This is a genomic window from Thermogutta terrifontis (assembly GCF_002277955.1).
Lineage (GTDB): Bacteria > Planctomycetota > Planctomycetia > Pirellulales > Thermoguttaceae > Thermogutta > Thermogutta terrifontis.
The window spans coordinates 1821877-1840503 of the sequence record NZ_CP018477.1 but is presented as its reverse complement, the minus strand read 5'-3'; the positions used below and the strand labels follow the sequence as shown (position 1 = coordinate 1840503).

Annotated in this window: 12 protein-coding genes; 4 read left to right on the top strand and 8 right to left on the bottom strand. The window is 57.1% G+C overall.

The genetic code is table 11. From position 1 onward, the window contains the following. Positions 1 to 626 precede the first annotated feature (626 nt). The 4 genes from THTE_RS06945 to serA all read right to left on the bottom strand — a co-directional run bounded on the left by THTE_RS06945 (position 627) and on the right by serA (position 5006). Positions 627 to 1637 (bottom strand): mevalonate kinase family protein, encoded by a 1011-nt coding sequence (locus THTE_RS06945; RefSeq protein ID WP_207651799.1) that lies wholly within the window; start codon positions 1635 to 1637, stop codon positions 627 to 629. Between the two features lie 49 nt (positions 1638 to 1686). Further along, positions 1687 to 2598: a UTP--glucose-1-phosphate uridylyltransferase gene (locus tag THTE_RS06940; protein ID WP_095414747.1), complete on the bottom strand. Its 912-nt coding sequence runs from the start codon at positions 2596 to 2598 to the stop codon at positions 1687 to 1689. A 325-nt stretch (positions 2599 to 2923) separates the two neighbouring features. After that, positions 2924 to 3196, bottom strand: a complete 273-nt coding sequence (locus tag THTE_RS06935; protein WP_237260222.1) for a hypothetical protein — start codon at positions 3194 to 3196, stop codon at positions 2924 to 2926. Positions 3197 to 3365: 169 nt separating this feature from the next. Beyond that, the gene (gene serA, locus THTE_RS06930; RefSeq protein ID WP_095414746.1) at positions 3366 to 5006 is read right to left on the bottom strand and encodes a phosphoglycerate dehydrogenase; all 1641 of its coding nucleotides are present in this window, start codon (positions 5004 to 5006) and stop codon (positions 3366 to 3368) included. Between the two features lie 608 nt (positions 5007 to 5614). Between serA and THTE_RS06925 the strand changes: the two genes are divergently transcribed. Beyond that, positions 5615 to 6655, top strand: coding sequence for a type II secretion system F family protein (locus THTE_RS06925; protein WP_095414745.1), 1041 nt, complete (start codon positions 5615 to 5617; stop codon positions 6653 to 6655). A 42-nt stretch (positions 6656 to 6697) separates the two neighbouring features. Here THTE_RS06925 and THTE_RS06920 read toward each other — a convergent pair whose 3' ends face one another. Beyond that, positions 6698 to 7270, bottom strand: coding sequence for an O-acetyl-ADP-ribose deacetylase (locus THTE_RS06920; protein WP_095414744.1), 573 nt, complete (start codon positions 7268 to 7270; stop codon positions 6698 to 6700). Between the two features lie 417 nt (positions 7271 to 7687). Between THTE_RS06920 and THTE_RS06915 the strand changes: the two genes are divergently transcribed. Continuing rightward, positions 7688 to 9658 (top strand): sigma-54 interaction domain-containing protein, encoded by a 1971-nt coding sequence (locus THTE_RS06915; protein ID WP_095414743.1) that lies wholly within the window; start codon positions 7688 to 7690, stop codon positions 9656 to 9658. Between the two features lie 122 nt (positions 9659 to 9780). On the opposite strand, the gene THTE_RS06910 is transcribed toward THTE_RS06915, so the two are convergent. Then, the gene (locus THTE_RS06910) at positions 9781 to 10737 is read right to left on the bottom strand and encodes a sugar phosphate isomerase/epimerase family protein (RefSeq protein WP_095414742.1); all 957 of its coding nucleotides are present in this window, start codon (positions 10735 to 10737) and stop codon (positions 9781 to 9783) included. A gap of 285 nt (positions 10738 to 11022) precedes the next feature. On the opposite strand from THTE_RS06910, the gene THTE_RS06905 reads away from it, so the two are divergent. Together THTE_RS06905 and THTE_RS06895 are read left to right on the top strand one after the other, a co-directional pair. Continuing rightward, a complete protein-coding gene (locus tag THTE_RS06905; RefSeq protein ID WP_157731866.1) occupies positions 11023 to 12702 on the top strand; it encodes an HDOD domain-containing protein in 1680 nt (559 codons plus the stop codon). A gap of 449 nt (positions 12703 to 13151) precedes the next feature. Next, positions 13152 to 14132, top strand: coding sequence for a YbgA family protein (locus THTE_RS06895; RefSeq protein ID WP_095414739.1), 981 nt, complete (start codon positions 13152 to 13154; stop codon positions 14130 to 14132). A 59-nt stretch (positions 14133 to 14191) separates the two neighbouring features. On the opposite strand, the gene THTE_RS06890 is transcribed toward THTE_RS06895, so the two are convergent. Both THTE_RS06890 and THTE_RS06885 read right to left on the bottom strand, forming a co-directional pair. Beyond that, positions 14192 to 16984: an NPCBM/NEW2 domain-containing protein gene (locus THTE_RS06890; protein WP_095414738.1), complete on the bottom strand. Its 2793-nt coding sequence runs from the start codon at positions 16982 to 16984 to the stop codon at positions 14192 to 14194. Between the two features lie 236 nt (positions 16985 to 17220). Beyond that, positions 17221 to 18627, bottom strand: a complete 1407-nt coding sequence (locus THTE_RS06885; protein ID WP_095414737.1) for a neutral/alkaline non-lysosomal ceramidase N-terminal domain-containing protein — start codon at positions 18625 to 18627, stop codon at positions 17221 to 17223.

The following is an 18627-nucleotide window of genomic DNA, read 5'->3' as shown; positions in this document are numbered from 1 at the left end:
GGCTACAGCAGCTTGGGGTAAATTCGCAGCACCCCTGCTGGTAAGCGAGCATGCCATAGGAGGGTGCACAGCACGCAGGAGCGCCCAGATGTTTGGCAGCGGATTGCGCCCACGTCGGCGTAGCCGTGAGAACTGCAAAACCCACTAAAAAAATGAAACTCTGCAGGAAACGCATCTTCGCAGTCCCCGTGTTCTTTCCGCACAGCGTACCACAATTCGCGCACGGCATTCCGACCGCCGCTCGTCCTCCTCGTTATCGTCGCAAAAACCCGGGAGTGTTACGAGAACCCGTTGCTGCCCGCAGGACGCGCACCGTCGGCAATGTCATTGCTCCGGCCCTATCCCCCCATTTTGTGAGAGAGTTGCGGAAGATGCCGCAATCTCGATGTGTTATCGCGACAATTCACGCCGATGGATTGAAATGGATTGAAACTCTCGCCCGGTTACGGCAGCCGCGCAAAATACGCTGGGCCGACGCGATTCATGAATCGGCCCCAAAACCCATGGTGCCCGTGGCATGTCGTAGTTTTTTACAAATACGGGGATGGGTCAGCCCTGCTCCTTCGTGTGGTATAAAACCCCGGTCCGCAATCAGCCACCAACAACGGGAAGAACGAGTAACTCCGTCACGGTCTGACGTGTGGTCGGATGACCTCGCAGTGGATGGCTGCCATCTCCGTCTTGAGTTTCTGGAACGTGGCATCATCAGGACAGAGTCCGACAATGGCGCCACCTGAACCGGCAAATTTGGCCGGAACTCCTACACTGCGAGCGCGTTCGACCATCTCGATGTGCTCGGGTGCCAAGCGCAATATCGAACGACGGAGATCGAAATTGGCATCCATCAGCTTTCCGAAGGTCAGCCAATCCCTTTCCAGCAGGGCCTGGCGTCCCTGCTGTGCGAGGTCCGCGAATTTCTGCATGGCCTCCACCACGGCAGGCTCTCCGCGGAGGTAACGACCGCGAAGATCGTTATGAATGACCTCCGTGGGCTCGGCGATGGCCGTGTTGTAGGCCAGATAGAGCGGCGGGAGGTAGTCGAGATCCAGCGGTTCGTAGACGCCGCAGGTGTAGCCGTGAATGTTCTCCATTTTGTCACGGCTGAAATCCATGAATACGAGCCCTTCATAAACCTGAATGACGCGGTCCTGTAGTCCCCCAGCAATGCCGAGCTCCTCGGTTTCCACGGCGAGGGCCAGCGATGGTTGCACCCGCTGCGGGATCTGCACACCGTAGAAATCCATCAAACACCTCAGCACGGCCACGATGATGGCGCTGGATCCCGCAAGCCCCACCTGTCGCGGTATCGTGCTGTGGTAACGGATGGAGAAATTCCTTTCATGGAGTTTGATCCCTTGTGCCTGGCAGTACTCGACGAACTTCTTGATCGTGGCCTTCACCAGGCGGATCCCACCATAGTACCCGTGGAGGCGGACGTCTCGCGCCAGATCATAGACACTGTCAAACCGACTGCGGTCTTCCTGGCTGAGAACCAGCTCCACCTGGTCCCACTCATATAGCACGGCCTCGGCGTAAAAATTCCGCACAATCACGGAGATGGTCTTTCCGTAATAACCGTCTGAGGGATTTCCCAGCAGACCCGCCCGAGCGTAAGCGCGACGTTTGATAATGATCATCTCCAACACCGTCCCCGTAAAGTCACTCACTCCCCTGCCCCGCCCCGGTTTATTCTTGACCTTCGAGTAATCGTTTCAGGAATTGTCGCAATCCTGGTCCGCATTCCTCGTCGGCCAAAGCGAACTCCAAAAACGCCCGGAAATAACTATCGAAATTGCCGATGTCGAACCGCCGTTCCTGCGGCGGGAGACGAATGCCAAGAACTTTCCCTCCCGCTTCAATCATTCGCTGGATGGCATCCGTAAGTTGGATTTCTTCACCCTTGCCGGGGGGCGTTCGGCGAAGATGGTCGAAAATTGCTGGTCGAAAGACGTACCGTGCCGCCACCGCCAAACAGCTTGGTGCATCCTCCGGGGTCGGCTTTTCGATAATCCCCGCCAGCCGAAAGTATTCCTTTCCATTTTCCAAATCATTCCCCACGGGCTGCGCAATTCCATAATGGACCACGTCCTCGCGGGGGACCGTTTCAAACGCGATGACCGCGTCCGCCGATTCCGCCTCGAAAAGCGTGATCATTCGCCGCACCACATCCGATTGGGCCTGGAGACCTATGATCGAATCTCCGAGGGCCACGACAAACGGCTGGTCCTTGACCATGGGTGCGGAACATAATACGGCATGGCCCAACCCCAGTTGTCGCCTTTGCCTGGTGTAGAAATAATCCACCTCCGCCCGCTCGAACGACAACTCCTTGAGGAGTTCTTCCTTCCCGGTTTCCCGGAGCATCTGGATCAGTTCCGGGTTAAGGTCGAAGTGGTTTTCAATAGCGGTTTTGCCCGGCCCCGTGATGAACAAAAACCGTTTGATTCCACACCGAACAAGTTCCTCCACCACATACTGCACGACCGGCTTGCGGCCGACAGGCAACATCTCTTTGGGCTGACTCTTGGTGAGTGGGAGCAGCCGGGTGCCCCGTCCTGCTACGGGCACAACAGCAAGATCAACAGTTGCATTTGACATTGTTCTCGAACTCTCCTGAAACGAACCGCTTCGCTGGCATTTCGACAGTGTCGCGCGAAAAGGCCTCGCAGCCTTTGATGGCCCTTCCCCAAACTATAGCTTTTTTGAGAAGTTTAGGAATTCCAGGCCGACGCCTGAGGCAATGGAATCGCGCGTCCTAAAGCTGACACCAGCTTTAACGTAGTCCCGGACAAGAAGAGAAGAAACCCCCGGCGAGATAGCCCAGCGGGTAGGCGTAAATCACCACAATACGGTGGAAGATTCCGAGACAGCAGTGGCAGAGTGACAAGATGGTATCCGGGCGCCACAAGAGGGCCAAGCAGGGCTATTTGTGGTAGCCCAGCGACTTGATCACTGCCAAGAGCTCTTCGTAGTTGATAAATCGGCGGTGATGCCGCAACTTGTAGGCGTCGATGGCTTGCCCCAGCTCGCGGGCTTCCGGAGAGAGGTCAGCGTATGAATTGCCAAACTGGCGCCTTTCCCTACCATCGGGAGGCGCTCCGTGCGGATTTTTGCGTCTGTCCACGAACACCTGGACCGGCCCTTCCTCGGAAGGTTGGGAAATTGCGCTGTCTGGGGAAATGGCATCGGGATTCATGGCGGGTCCTCGCATTGAAAATCAGCTCATCCCTAAGAATCGACAGCAATTCCCCTCGGACCAAAAGTTTAAAAGCCGGTCCGGTATGACCGGCATTAGTAGAATAGCTCACCTGTAGAGAGATGCAAACTCCGTCCCGTATTGCCGCTTGCGGGCCCCAAATGGACCGTCATTTGGGCATGCCAACGCCCAACCAGGGGGGAAGCTCCCCACGCGGAGGCAAAACGACCACTGTTGCCCGATGGATCGGTTCCAACTTGAGAATCTCGGCGATAGCCTCCGCCGGGGGATAGCTGTCGAGGGCCAGAACGCCAATTGCCTCACCGCCCGGTTTGTTTTCGGCCCGGCCCAGCGAGAGGAATGCGATATTGACGTTATGGCGACCGAAGATTTCTCCGACCCGCCCGATCACTCCCGGGACATCCCGGTGATACATGATGAGCATCGTCCCCTCGAGGGGGCTTTCCAGCCTGAACGCGCCTTTCTGAACAAGGCGAGGCAGCGATTTGCCGAACAGCGCGCCGGCCGCCAGGGCGGACTTGTCATTCCGAAAGACTTCCACCGTCACTTGAGACGCGAAATCGCCGATGTCCGTGGTCCGCTCTTCGGCAAGCTCAATTCCGCGTTGCTGGAGCAGGACGGGAGCGTTGACCAGATTGACTGACTGTTCCAGGGCATGCTGCAGAAGTCCCGCAGCAAACGCCGCCGAAAGCAGGCGAGTGTCGCGATTGGCCACTTCCCCCTGATAGCGGATCTTGCAGCGGGTTGGTGGCTCGCGGTCAATCTGCGCCATCAGAAGACCTAAACGGTACACAAGGTCCAAATACCCTCGCAGCCCTTCCAGGGTCTTCGGATCGAGGGGGGCCATGTTGACGGAATTCCGCACGGCGCCCGTGGTGAAGAAATCAACGAGCAACTCGCACGCCTCGATAGCCACGTTCGTTTGGGCTTCCTCGGTGCTGGCTCCCAGATGGGGTGTGCACAGCACATTCGGTTTTCCGAAGAGCGGACTATTGGTGCAAGGTTCCTTCGTAAAGACGTCGAGAGCGACACCGCCGATATGACCGCTCTCCAGCCCTTCCAGCAATGCGTCTTCGTTGATGATGCCTCCGCGCGCACAGTTGATGATCCGCACCCCCTTTTTCATCATCTGAATTTGCGGCCGATCAATCATGTTGCGTGTCTGTTCATTAAGCGGCGTGTGCACCGTGAGGTAGTCCACCTCCGGGAACAGGTCTTCCAGAGTTCGACAGGTACGAATGCCCAATTCCCGCGCCCGGTGCTCCGGCAGAAACGGATCATACCCCAGGACCTTCATTTTGAAAGCGAGAGCCCGTTCAGCCACAGCCTGACCGACGCGGCCCAGCCCGATGATGCCCAGGGTCTTGCCACACAACTCGGTTCCCATGAATTGATGGCGTTCCCATTTTCCCTCCAGCAGGCTTTTGTACGCGGGGAAGATATTGCGGGAGAGGGCAAGCATCAGCGCCATGGTGTGTTCCGCAGTGGCGATTGTGTTGCCACCCGGAGTGTTCATCACGATGATACCCTGGCGTGTTGCCGCTGCTGTATCGATATTGTCAGTCCCCACCCCTGCCCGAACGATCACCTTTAATCGCTTGTTGCCCTCCAGCGCGTCGGCGGTGATCTTGACCCCACTGCGGCAGATCGCGCCATCGAATTCGGCGAGGGTCTTGCGAAGGTCTTCACCCTTTAGACCCGTGCGGACTTCGTATTCGATCATTCCTGCCGATTCCAGGAGCTTAAGACCCTCGGGGGAAATCGGATCGAGCACGACAACTTTAACCATGGGTGGGTCCTCGAATGTTAATGATCAGCGCGTTAGTGTACAATTTCGGGCTCACCGAACCGTAACCTTTCACTTTTACGGCACCCGGTTTGGGCCGTCAAGGACCGGCGGAAACGGGGTTCTCCCCACTTCCACCCCGGGTATCGGAAGGACACCCGACTTCGGCCCTTGATTGACGACGTCCTCGCTCCTTTTGATTGGCACAAAGTAACTGGGATGCTGGCAGGGGCGATAAATCGATCTCGCGTCGCAGGATGCCACATGGAACGCGGAATGCACCAGGAGACGCAATTCATGAATTGGCCCCACAACACATTGAGACTTCGACCTATCGCAGGTCCTAACAAAAACAAGCGGATACGCCCGGCCAACGGACGTTTGCAGAAACGGCCAATCAGGCGTAAGATGACGCAATAAGCGTCCTTGATTGAGTGTCTCAAAACGCTCGGCACGAACGCGGAGACAAGTCTTTGGAAGAGCGCGACGGGGAGTGTTGATGTCGCCTTTGTATGGCGTTCCCAGTCACCGATCAAGTCTACCGGCCGCCGCCAGATACCTTAGGTCTGTCGGGAAGATAGCGCTCAGCAGGCAACTTTCACAGGCAATCCATGCTCCTCAGTAGCCGAATCACCAAACGTCAGCTCGTACAGCTTTGCCATCGCTTCGCAACCCAGATTGAAGCCGGGGTGGACCTCCGAACCATTTGTCGGCGGGAAGCGGAACGCGCTAGTCGCGGCGCCTACCGCCGCGCGATGCGACTGATCGCGGAAGCAGTCAATAAGGGTTACGCCTTGGCCGACGCACTGGTCCTCACCGAAGATTTTTTTCCCCGACTTTTTCTGCAAATAGTGCGGATTGGGGAAGAGACCGGCAAATTGCCCGAGGCTTTTCGCCTTCTCGCAAAATATTACGAGGAAGAAATTGCCAGACGGCGCAGGTTCTGGTCGCTCCTCGTTTGGCCCCTCTTTGAACTCACCTTTGCCATCATTGTGATCGGGTTTCTCATCTGGATCATGGGCGAAATCGGCAAGAGGGGCGACATGGTGCTGGATCCGCTCGGCTTTGGGTTGGTCGGCGAGAGGGGTCTCCTCATCTACCTGACGATTGTGGGAAGTTGCGCGGCGGGGATCGCGGTCCTCATCTGGGCTTCCCGACGCGGCCTGCTCTGGACCAGGCCGATCCAGATGCTCGTGGATTTGTTGCCCATCCTGGGGGATATTGCCCGCACACTGGCCCTGGCACGGTTCACCTGGGCACTTTCCATCACTTCGCGATCATCGCTGGACGTGAGAGTTGCGGTGGATTTAGCCCTTCAGGCCGCGGAGCATCCCGCGTTCACCGCGCTCCGGCGTCCTGTATGGGCGTCAATCCAGGCCGGACATTCCCTGTCTCGAATCTTCGAAAGCACCGGGTTGTTCCCGGTGGACTGGCTTGATGCATTCCGCGTGGGGGAGGAGAGCGGTAAACTGGACGAGGTCCTGGAAAGGCTCAGCCGCCTCGGCATGGAGCGCGCGAGTCGGGCTATGAAGGTCCTCAGTGTGGTTGGTGCTGTAATGGTCACCCTTCTGATCGCGGCAATTATCATTTTCATGATTTTCCGGCTGGCCATGTTTTACGTGGGGCAAATTTACAGCGCCATCCCCCAGTGACTTGAAAGTTACCGTGATAACCAGTCCGCCGATATCGCCTGCTCATCCGGATTCGACAACCACCCGGTCCGCACCGACCAGTTCTTGAAGCACTTTCACAAAGGCCTCGTAAGCCGGTGTTCCGAAGAGCACGAAACGCACCAGGGCGGGTTTCCCATGGTTTTTGAGAAAGTCGATTACCGTACTGAGTGCCACACGGGCAGCTTCTGCCAACGGATAACCGTAGGCACCAGCACTGAGGGCGGGAAACGCCACGGAGCGACAATCATGCTCCACGGCGAGCTCCAGTGACCGACGGTAGGCGCTGGCGAGCAGTTCTGGCTCCCCGTGCTGACCATCGCGATAAATGGGTCCCACCGCATGGATGACAAATTTCGCGGGGAGCCGGCCGGCACCTGAAATAACCGCTGACCCCGTCGGACAACCGTGCGGGTACTTCGCCCGGGTTTCGGCCATGATTTCGGGCCCCCCTTTGCGATGGATGGCCCCGTCGACTCCGCCTCCACCTGCCAATCGACTGTTGGCGGCATTGACGATCGCATCCACACGCTGTTCGGTGATATCTCCTTCCACTAACTCCAGCACACAATTCCCAATTTCATATTTGGCCGTCATGAAGAACCTCTCCCGATTCCAAGAACATGCTCGTTACGAAACGAATCGGCGAGTTATTGTCACTTTTCATTCCGCACGCACCAGCTTGTTTCTGAGACACTCCTGTAAGATAAATTACCATGGACCGTCGCTAACGTAGAAGGTCGCCGACACAGTGGTCCGACTTGGCTGGCTGAACCGGTCTTTGGCTGACACGTTTGGAACATCCCACAATGTGTCGTACGTCATCGTGAGGTGCAATTGAAGTTCTGTCCACGTTGTCGAGTAATGAACTGCGGACAATGCGGTTCTAGGAACAACCTGCCCAGCGCGATACAATAGGCTAGCCGTGGAGGATTACCCGCTAGTCCCCGTTCCTTTCTCGTATCGAACGGAGAATCTCGTGAAGGATGCGGCGCGGTAAAAGGAGTGATTCCGGTGAATGTCCAACAGACTGATTTTTCGTTGACTTCGACAAGTGAGCGATTGCTGCGCGAGATCTTAATCGCGGCATGCGATGCAAACGAGACCCGCACCTATCTCCAGGCCCAAACCCCCACTCTCCGGGTGGCGCTCGGAGCTGATTTCGTGGGGCTTCTGAGCATCGATCCAAAACGTCACACCTGCGGCTGGATCTCGGAATCCGGACACGCCGATGATAAACATCAGCACCGATGGGCCAGTCTTGCCGACCGTAGCGAGCCCTGGATCAATGGATCCTGGTGCGCTCTTCCTATCCCAGTCGATCGCCCGGCAGTCGTTTGGCTGGTGGCCAGGTTTCCGCAGCCACTCCCCACAACAGCCGTTCTGGACACAATGCGGGAAGTCGCCGAGACCCTCGCCGCTGCCGTCGGGTTTGTCAGCCAGCGCGAGCGCATCGCGGAAGAGTTGAAGAAGCAGGAAACGCTCCTGCGTATCACCCAGCGATGGTCACAGGTGCGACAACTCCGGCCGCTGCTCACGGAAATTGCCCAAACGGCGGCCGAGTTCCTCCACGCAGATCGCGCCACCATTTTCCTTTGGGACCGTCAAGCTCGACTTCTCATCGGTCGGCCCGCTCTCGGCGTGGAGGATGAATTGCGAATACCGGACGACGCGGGCATCGCGGGACGGGTTCTCAATACGGGCAGACCAATGCGTGTGGCACGGGAGTCACCCGAGCAGCGAGCCATCGATCGGCGTGTGGACAGCCAGCTCGGTTACCACACGGAAAACCTCCTGTGTGTACCTTTGAAAACACGGGCAGGAAGAATCCTGGGCGTGTTTGAGGTCATGAACAAGAAAAACGGTGAGTTCACAGAAGAAGACGAAGAGTCTCTTTTAGACCTCGCGGAGCAGGCGGCGGCTGCCCTGGAAAGCGTCCGCGATTACGAGCAGGTTTTGCTGACGCGGCGGCAGATCGTGGACGAAATGGCCGGTCGAATCCAATTGGTGGGGCGCTCTCCCGGGATCCTGCGTCTGCGGCGGGAAATCGACCGACTGGCCGAGACGGACCTTCCCGTGTTGATCTTGGGAGAAAATGGTACCGGAAAAGAAGTTGTCGCCCAACTGATTCACTATCTGGGCGAACGCCGTGAGCATCCCTTTATTGCCGTCAATTGTGCGGCCATTCCGGAAAGCCTCGCGGAAAGCGAACTTTTCGGCCATGAGAAAGGAGCGTTTACCGATGCCCATGAAAGCCGTCCCGGCAAATTCGAGCTTGCCCATAATGGGACGATTTTTCTGGACGAAGTCGCCGAACTCAGTCCGGCGGCGCAGGCCAAGTTGTTGCGCGTTCTGGAAGAAAAAATGGTGACCCGGGTGGGAGGAACCCGCCTGATCCCGGTGCATGCCCGGGTCATCGCTGCCACCAATCGTGACCTTCACCAATGGGTGAAGGAAGGACGTTTTCGCGAGGATCTGTTTTACCGGCTCAACACGGTGACCTTACAGATTCCTGCCCTCCGCGATCGCGGCGAAGATATCATCCTTCTGGCCGAGCACTTCCTCCGGGAATTCTCCGCCAAAGCGCGGCGACCCGTGCCCGAACTCTCGCCGGAAGCGAAACAGTTTCTCCTCCAGTACTCCTGGCCTGGAAATGTTCGAGAACTGCGAAATGCCATGGAGCGAATTGCCTATCTTTGCCCGCATTCCCAAATCGAAGTCGCAGATCTCGGCTTGACGGGTGAACTCCGCCGTGAGGTCATGCCGTTGCAGGGAATCGCTCCCGGGCTGAAGCTCCGCGAGGCCACCAAGCAATTTCAAATCGCTTACATTCGTCGGACCATCGAATCTACACAAAACAACGTCACGCTGGCGGCACGCCAACTGGGACTCCATCGGGCCAACCTCTATCGAAAGATGCGCCAACTAGGGATTCGTGTTCCTCGTGGCGAGCAGCAAGGCGATGAAGATCCCGACACCGGCTGAGCCTCTCACCCTCGGTTCACAAGTTCACACAAATCCGAAAAAATGCCAGCGCCGAGATAATGGGCTCACCCACTATTCAATTAGGTGGGGTTTGCTTTTCCACCTCGCAATTCGTCCGGAACTCATTCGAGGTTGATCTTCTGCTCCGCGGCCGTTCCTCGAAGAAAGGCGATCACTCGGGGGACATCGTCCTCCGCCACGCTATGGATCAGAAGTGGCCCATCGAATCCGTGATCATGCAGTAATCTTAAATAACGGGAATAGTTCACGAGCGGTTTCCCGGGTCCCGTGGCCATCCCGGTCCGGACAACGTCCTTTGCATGGGCCGCCACAACGGAGGGCGCTAACAACTTAATGGCCTCCTCCAGGAAGTGGTTTCGATCGATGGGGCCAGCTTCGGGCAGAATATTGACGGGATCCAAAATCACCCGCAACCTCGGATGCTGGAATTGTTCCAACAGCCGTTGTGCCTTTTGAGGAGAATCCACCACATTATTTGTTTCCGGCTCAAAGGCCAGGATCACCTGGTACCGGTCGGCCAGCGAAAGGGCCTGCTCCATTGTTCGTGACATGTCGTCCCATGCTTGGGGCGTCTGGTTATCCGGATGAGCTTTCCACATGTCGTGACGATCGCGGGTTCCGGAGCACAGGGCCACGGCTGTTCCACCCAGATCTCGGCACACGGAACACACCGTCGCCAATCGCCTGAGATACTCGCCCCGATAACCTTCATCGGGATGAGCCATATTAAACGTCCCCGAAAACGTTGCAATTCTCAGATCTCGCGCGCTCAGTTCCCGGTGAATCTGATCAATCGTCCGGGCGTCCACCTCCTGGGGCAGGGCCTCTCCCAAAATCGGCTGGAGAGTGAAATGAATCCAGCCGATTCTGAGCTCGGCAATGACGTCGAGAGAATCCTGCCACCGCGGGCGGACGAAAATCTTCATGAAGACACCAAGTTTCATAGCCTTTTTCGCTGCTTGCAAAAGCCGGGGGCTCTCAACCTGAAGTTGCGGCCAAACGCTAAAGAAGTATTCCCCCAAGACGGACAAAAGTAACCCCATTCTCAACCGACTCATGCAATACCTCAAGCTACACTTTTCAATGGGGGGTCATTTCACCATCCCTGTCGAGCGGATTCCCACTCGGAGGCGAATTATTCTTTTTGGAAATGGTATCACGTTCCGAGAGATCCGACCGATTGAACTTTGACGCTTTTAACAATTGGGGGTTTCATGCGGGCGAGGACGGTCCATCGCCACGTGACGGCTTTCTTGGTGGATGAATCAAAAACCAGCGGGGAATTTTTCAGCACAGGACCAAACTTTTGGGGCGCGCGGATGACACAGGGAAGGAACCGCAGTATGTCACAGCTTGATGTGGCAGGCTCGAAAACAGCCCAGAAGCTCGCAGCGATCGCAGGCAATCTCTACACCCTGCCCGCGGTCGCTCTCAAGGTCCTCGAATTGGTGGAGCGTCCCGACGTGGACGCCGCTATTCTCCGAGAGTGTATCGAGAAGGACCCCGCGCTGGCGACGAAAATTCTGAAGGTGGTCAACAGCTCGCTTTATGGCCCGGCTCAACCGATTGGTGATTTAGGGCAGGCCCTCGCCTTTTTGGGCGCAAAACCCCTCAAGCTGCTCGTGCTGGGGTTCAGTCTTCCGCCAAAACTGTTTCACGGTCTGGAGGCTAGGGTTCTTGCCTACTACTGGCGCCGGAGTCTGACGAAGGCCGTGGCCGCCCGGGAACTCAGCGAACATCTCCGACATCGATCCAGCGATGAATGCTTTCTGGCCGGCCTATTACAGGACCTTGGCCTGCTGGTCTTCATCCAGGCGCTGGGTTCGCCTTTTCAGCGATTTGTAGAGAAGGTGCTCGAACAGCGAGAGGACCTTTATCGACGGGAGCGCGATGTCTTCGGGTTCGACCACCGTGATGTCTCCGCGGCCCTTCTCCGACATTGGGGAATGCCCACCAGCATAGCCGACGCCCTGATTTCGCAAGCCGCGTCAACTTCCCCGGTGATGGCCGAAATTCGGACCCGGCGGACCATTTTGGAAGTCGCGGAGTCCGCAGCGATGCTGCTGGCGGAGGGTCGGAGCGATGTCTGGCCCACCTGGCAACTGGGTGTGGAGTCGCTGGGCGACGGTCAAACGGTTGTCAAGCCGGACGACCTGCTCAGACAAATCCATATGAAGGTGTTGCAACTGGGCGAAGTTCTTTCCCTCCGCCTGCCGGCGGGCGAAAGTGTGGAAAAAATCCTTGCCCGTGCCCACAACGCTCTAGCCCGCGAAGCCGAAGCGGTGGCTGGGGTCCTGCTTCGCCCTGTGGGGACATCTGCCGCCGAACCGAGGACTCGCTCCATGGAAGACGACGAGCTCGAACGGACACTGAATCTCTACATTGAGCGGGCTCCGGAGAACGCAGCATGTGTCTCCGAAAAAAACTCGACAATTGCAACCCCCGAGAAACGTTGGACCAGCGGCCCGGACCACCGTAAACTTTCCGAAACTCACCGGGGTTTCCGGCTGGAAAGCCAGGAAGGTCTCGAAAAACACGACGTCATATCGCCTGGCAGCGACCCCGGTTTGCTGGGTACCTTGAGGAATGCCGTGACCTGGTGCCGCACGAACCGTTGTGGCCTGAGCCTGGTGCTGGTTGATTATCTTGAACTGAGTGATTTGGTCGTGCACCTCGGCCCGGGAGTGCTCGATACCCTGCAAAACGTGTTATCCAAGGCCTGCCAGGCGTTGGAACACCCGGGCAGTGTCACGTGGCCGTATGGAGATGCCGGCTGTGCGTGGATCTTGCCTGACTGCGAACGTGAACTGGCCGTGACCTACGCCCACGAAGTGATGCGACAGCTCCGCTCGGTCTTTGCGGCGTCCTGGAACGTACCGGTCCGGCTTCGCGTGGGTGTCTCCTATGTGGCAACCCCCGCGCCCAATTTTCCACCTGAAGATCTTCTGGTCGCTGCGCAGCGGTGTCTTTTTGGATCTGGCGCCTGTGGTGGGGGCGTCGTTAAAAGCATCGAAATCTACTAATCGCCCTCCGTGCGCCCACTGACTCCGCGTATTCGATCGCCACAGGTTGCGAGGCTGTCCCTCGGCAAATCTTGTCTGGTCTGGCCCTGAGCCATCCCCACTTTCTTGTAACGACTCGTGAAAGGCTAATGGCTCAATGTGTCGGAGGGGCAATTCGTGAATTGCCCCTATCTCCAACAACAACGAACCGAAACAAGCGGACGTAGCTCGTTCGGGAAAGTCGACTATCCGACGTGGGAAGGTGGAACTTGCAAGCCGGCCCGCCCGGGTTAAATGCCGCCTCAGCATAAGGCCTTGCCGAGGTCCGCGTGTCTTCCCAGCGGTAAAGGAAAATTGGCAACCAGTCAGGGCCTGGCCAGATTGCGACCGAAGAATAAAATGGCCAGCAACTAAAAATTTCGCCAGCTTGGGTACCTGCTTTTGCCATCGAAATGAGAAGGACAATCGGCATGAAACACACTGGCTCCCGTCCCTGGGAAACAGATGCTCCTATTCGGGTCGGCATTTCTGCCTGCCTCCTGGGACAACTCGTGCGGTACGACGGTACCCACAAGCATGATCCTTTTCTCACCCAGACGCTGGGGCGGTACGTTGAATGGGTTCCGGTATGTCCGGAGGTCGAGATTGGCCTCGGTGTTCCCCGCCCCACTTTGCGTTTAGAGTGGCGGGGAAAAGAGGTCGCCCTGATCATGCCGAGCGAGGATCGAGATCTGACGAACGTCATGCGGCGATTTGCGGCTCGGCGTATCAAGGATCTGATCGACGCGGATATCTGCGGATACGTGCTGAAAAAGAATTCCCCCAGTTGCGGAATGGAACGCGTCAAGGTTTACAAGCCGGAAGGCCAGCCGGCGGGAACCTCTCGCGGAATCTTCGCCGATGTCCTCCTCGAGAAAATGCCCTACCTGCCCGTAGAAGAGGAGGGCCGGCTCCATGACCCTCGACTTCGAGAAAACTGGATCACGCGGATTTTTGCTTTTCACCGCCTCAAAACACTTTGGGCGTCGCGCTGGACACTCCAGGACCTCGTGGATTTTCACACCGCTCACAAGTACCTTCTTCTGGCCCATTCGCCTCAGCATTACAAGTCCCTGGGTCAACTCGTTGCCCGGGCAAAAGAGTTCTCCCGCACGGAATTGAGGTTTCAGTATGAGGCGGAATTCATGACCGCTTTAAAGCGGCTGGCCACCCCCGCCAAGAACTGCAATGTTCTCCAACACATGCTCGGCTTTTTCAAAAAGGACCTTCCCGAAGATGTCCGGAAAGAGATCTTGGAGGCCATTGACGAATATCGTCACGGGATTGTTCCGCTCATCGTTCCGATCACGCTGATCGCCCATTACGCCAGACGGCTTCAGATTGAGTATCTTCTCAATCAGGTCTATCTCTCGCCACACCCGAAGGAATTGGCTCTGCGGAATCATGTATGAGGGTGTCTCGAATGCCGCTTGCCACTTCTTGAATCAGGCGAAAATCCCCAAGCGGGTTCTCATCGCTGAACAGTGTTTCCAGAGATGGCGCGAATCACGCGGAGGAGATACCACTCGCATCGCGCTTCTTGAGCAGGTGATTCGGTTCGAAGGGAAATCTGAATCGTCACTTTCCGGCCTTTGAATTGGGAAATATCCACCCGGAAAGGCTCCGGGAGTGCACCCCCACCCCGCTCGGGAACAGTGATGTCACCTAGCGATTGGCCGTCCGCGAGAGCTTCCAGCCGCACTGCAGAGGTTCCTGGAGGTCGGCAGACCAAGACTTCCAGGGTTTGTCCATCGGCTGCCAACAAGATCGTTCGCTCGATAGCGAATTGACCGCGAAAAACGTGCAACCAGCGAAATTCCGCAGGGTTTCCCGATTGATCGAGATAGCTCACAACCTGCGGGCCCTGGAGGGCATCTGTTTCCGGTGCGACAATCCGCCATCCTTCCCAGCAAGGAAAAAGCGACATTTGCCGCCGACGGACTTCGGGAAGAAGTTTTTCCGTATCAACCACCAGAGTTGGCTCAAGCCAGTTAGCCAGGTCTCGAATATTCCATGGATCCGCAGCGGGGGGCCGACCGTCTTCTGCTTCGTCCACTTTCAGGACGAGCTGCGCGTTTTGTAGATTCTTTCCGGCAAGAGAAATCTCGCCCGGCTCGAAGACTTGGCGGGAGCCAACCAGCACAGGAGAACGAGCGAGAGTTTCCGTGGTGGCACCGGTGAGTGCCACCTCTCCCCGAATGCACCCACCATCGCCCGCTTCAGAATCAATCCCCAATTGAACGCGGACACTACTCACCCACGGATGGAGGGGATAAGCAATCTGAGTCCCCGAAGTCACTCCGAGTCCCCACCCATAGAGCCGTCCAGCGCTGTGAAGAGGGCGACCCAGGAGGTTCGCATCCAGATGATAGCCCCATCGTCCACCCAACGTACTTGCCTCTTGATAACTCAGCTCCTGCAGACGCGTTAAAGGCACTTCGCCGGGGCCGTAGAATCTTCGCCATACAACCGCTCGATATGGAATCCACAAAGGTTGCACGCTCCACGGTGGTTGCACCATGTGGTACCAATTATCGGGAACACTCTTGTCGCCCCGTGCCCGCGGCACAAATCGCTTGAGCGACGTCGTCACCCGCATCCCGTCCGCGCAGTCGATCTCCATCAGAATATCATCGGGTTCGGTGATCAGCCCCACCCGGGCACGGATGACGCTCTCCCAAGGATCCAGGCCAGGCAGATGGAGTTCGGCCAATTCATCGAAGGCCAATTGCTGGATTCCCTCGTCAGTGAGGAGACGAACGCCTTTTTCCGTCCATTGAACCGCCCGATAGCGAATCCGGCGTCCGTCTGCCAGAAAGGCCCAGCCGGGTTGATACTCCTTCTCCACGGATTTCCAAACCACTCGTTTTACCGCCGTCGCGAACACGTCCACATGATCCTGGAACTGTCCATCAGGCCAGTAAACACGCGAATAGGGATAAACACTGAGCCGAGCCGGCCAAGTCCGGTTGTCTTTGATCTCGGCGGGTCGGGCACTCACCACTTTCCCCGGCAACCGATCGCCACCTACAAACTCGACAAAGCCCTCGGCGGGCACCGTCTCCGGGCCAGCTTGGGTGTCCACAATCCAGCGGACGCGGATGTCATCTGCGAACAGTTTTCGGCCTGCCAATTCCGGCACATCGCTGGGGTCGCCCCAACCCAGAATTTCAGGCCCCGTAAGCAAAGAACCATCAGTCCACTCCGCGACAAAGCGCTCATACTGAACCGGAGTTTCTTCAAAACGTGCCAGGAGACGCTGCGCATCCGGTCGCCGACTGCGGTACCCAAGGTAGCGGTATATAGCCAGAAGGTAATTCCGCGTGGAAGAAGACAACTCCCTAATTTGGCGAACATTTCGAAACGCCAGCTCATCGGCAACAAGATTCATCACCAGCGTGTTCAGGGGATCAAAATAGTCGGGTTTATCTTTTTCCGCGTGCAGAGTTTTCTGGGCGGGATTCATCACGCTGGGGACATCGGTGACGTCCACGGCCCCCAAGAAATGTCCGAAACTGTGAATCAACGTCATCAACTGCATCTGTGCCGTGTATGTCTGTTGCACGTCCGGTATCACCAAATGGGGCTCGAAGAGCGCAAGCGGATAATGAAACTCACCGTTACCGGCCACGCGAAGCTGGCTGCTCACCCCAAGGACGAGAAGGACGCCGTCTGGCCTCACCTTGCGGCGAAAATCGTCCAGCAGCGATTCCACCGACTGAACGGTATTATCCGACGTCCACGTCCCCACCGTAACAATCTCAAAACGAACCCCGCAAAACCATTCGACAAACCTCGAGGCCTCCTCCACCTGTCTGCGAAGTCGAGGCTCCCACACCTCCCGGACGGCTGGTTGTTCCTCATCTACAAACAGGGCCACGGGGATTGTTACCCTCCGCTGATCGATCTTTTGGGAAGGCGCAATCCATACTCCGGGGCGAAGATTCCCCACATGCACCTGCCGCAGGACGATCGACTCACCGCGTAACGCCAGTTCATAAATCGTGTTCAGTTCCACACGCTCTTCCAGGGCAGAAGAACCCGCCCTGACTTTGACAACGGGAGACGTCGTGGCAAAGACCGGGACCAGGCCCCCGCTGGGTATCCGAAACGTGCGTGGATCGGAGGTCCCGTGCCAGATTTCCACCTGGGCTTCCGACTCCAGTTTATTCACGAGTACGACCACGCCTGCCCAAGCAGTGGGGGCCGTGGCCACAAGTGCTAAAACAGCAAACAGGAGAGGGTACGATGACAGTGCCCGCATGGACCACAATTGTGACGACGAAACGACGTGGGGACTTAAAACCGGCCGGATGAATCTAAGACTCGATCCAGCGGCATGGGAATCGTCCCAAAGTCTGCCGTGGTGGACAATTCTTTGTGCAAAGTTCCGTGGTTGGAAACCCGGGTAAAAGGAAATCGCCCGAAATATTACAATAGGCGAGCCCTCTCGCGATTTTCCCGTCCGCTGCGTGGGGCCCGCCGGTTGGCTGGGCGAGGTTACTCCGCTCGGGCCTGATGGGTGGCAGGCTGGAGTCCCAGTCTCCCCAGCAACCGGTGGAGAGCCGCTATGAGCGTCTCTTCCACATTTTCCGCAAATGGTCCCGGCATTCCATAGTAGATCATACTATACTCAGGCTCGTATCCACCACCCAATAACACGTTTTTCGACGGAATATAGCACATGACGTCGTTGGCATAGCCAATAACCACCAAATCTTCCTGAGGAAACTCTTTTTTCAGCCGCAGGGCATACTCCACGCACACCTCACCGCCGATCGCCACGAGCGTGAGGGTTTGATCAAAGCGAACGGCTTGAATCGGAACAGCCACCGTACGGATGGGCGTGCCGGCATCATAAAGCTCAAGCATCCGGCGAGCTCTCCGCTCGCGATACACATCCTTGGCTGCAAGCGCCTTTTCCAGCTCCTGCTCGAATTGCTCCCGGGTGTGGGGACGGAGTTCCAACTCAGCCACATCAACGACCGACTGGAGCGGTCCGCGAACAGCCTTCATGGGCCCAGCCAGCACCCGTTCAACCTCGCCCGCCAGAGCCTCTCCGTGCTGCCGCACATACGCGATCTCCCCGCGGGGATTTGGATTTTGATCACCTCCGCAGAGGATCGTGAACATGGCCGTCACGCCGGGATGTGCCTCTTCAATCTTTGCCTGGGCAACTCCCGCATAATCACCATGAATTTTGTAAAAATCCTCGCCTGTATTGCCACCAATTGTCGTGCAGTGACAAGCATATCCGAACAGCACCGCACGCAACGCGCCGTCTGGGGCGGTGACTTTGATCACCGGCACATCGTGATCCACAGGCCCTTCCGGATTGACCCCCAGAACGACCGTGTCGCCGCGCTTTTCCCGACGATTAACGGCGAATCCCACCTTCCCGTGCCCCACACTCAACTGGGCCGGCTGAAGGTTTTCCAGGGCCTGCCCAATGACCATCACCAGCTTGTCCAGCAATTGAGTCGTGTATTCACGGATGGTTTCCGCTTCTTCCGGCGAAAATTGATACATCACACGGAGATTTTTACCCACAACCGGACCACTATGGGTGTGGGAGCACGTTAACAGGATTTCTTCGCGATTTAACCCATATTTCTCCTTGGCCCGGGTAAAAAGCTCCGTCGAAAATTCGTTGTTATAGCCGATCAGGTCGGTGGTCAGGATGACGATTCGGTGGCCTTCTGCATCGCGGATGGCCAGGCATTTCGCCCAGAGATCCTGAAGAACGCCCACTGAGGGCTTGTTCCGGGATGCATATCCCGACATCCGGATGGGTTTCTCTGGAGTGATCTTCACTCGCGCAACACCCACGGCAAACTCCTGGGCGGGGAGCATCCCCGCACACAGGTCCAGACAGACACTCAGCACGAGTACACACGCCAGCCTCAT

Excerpts from the sequence above, each read along its gene's own strand:
- THTE_RS06945 (WP_207651799.1), bottom strand. The coding sequence starts at position 1,637 with ATGATCATTATCAAACGTCGCGCTTACGCTCGGGCGGGTCTGCTGGGA.
- THTE_RS06940 (WP_095414747.1), bottom strand. The coding sequence starts at position 2,598 with ATGTCAAATGCAACTGTTGATCTTGCTGTTGTGCCCGTAGCAGGACGG.
- THTE_RS06935 (WP_237260222.1), bottom strand. The coding sequence starts at position 3,196 with ATGAATCCCGATGCCATTTCCCCAGACAGCGCAATTTCCCAACCTTCC.
- serA (WP_095414746.1), bottom strand. The coding sequence starts at position 5,006 with ATGGTTAAAGTTGTCGTGCTCGATCCGATTTCCCCCGAGGGTCTTAAG.
- THTE_RS06925 (WP_095414745.1), top strand. The coding sequence starts at position 5,615 with ATGCTCCTCAGTAGCCGAATCACCAAACGTCAGCTCGTACAGCTTTGC.
- THTE_RS06920 (WP_095414744.1), bottom strand. The coding sequence starts at position 7,270 with ATGACGGCCAAATATGAAATTGGGAATTGTGTGCTGGAGTTAGTGGAA.
- THTE_RS06910 (WP_095414742.1), bottom strand. The coding sequence starts at position 10,737 with ATGAGTCGGTTGAGAATGGGGTTACTTTTGTCCGTCTTGGGGGAATAC.
- THTE_RS06905 (WP_157731866.1), top strand. The coding sequence starts at position 11,023 with ATGTCACAGCTTGATGTGGCAGGCTCGAAAACAGCCCAGAAGCTCGCA.
- THTE_RS06895 (WP_095414739.1), top strand. The coding sequence starts at position 13,152 with ATGAAACACACTGGCTCCCGTCCCTGGGAAACAGATGCTCCTATTCGG.
- THTE_RS06890 (WP_095414738.1), bottom strand. The coding sequence starts at position 16,984 with ATGCGGGCACTGTCATCGTACCCTCTCCTGTTTGCTGTTTTAGCACTT.
- THTE_RS06885 (WP_095414737.1), bottom strand. The coding sequence starts at position 18,627 with ATGAGGCTGGCGTGTGTACTCGTGCTGAGTGTCTGTCTGGACCTGTGT.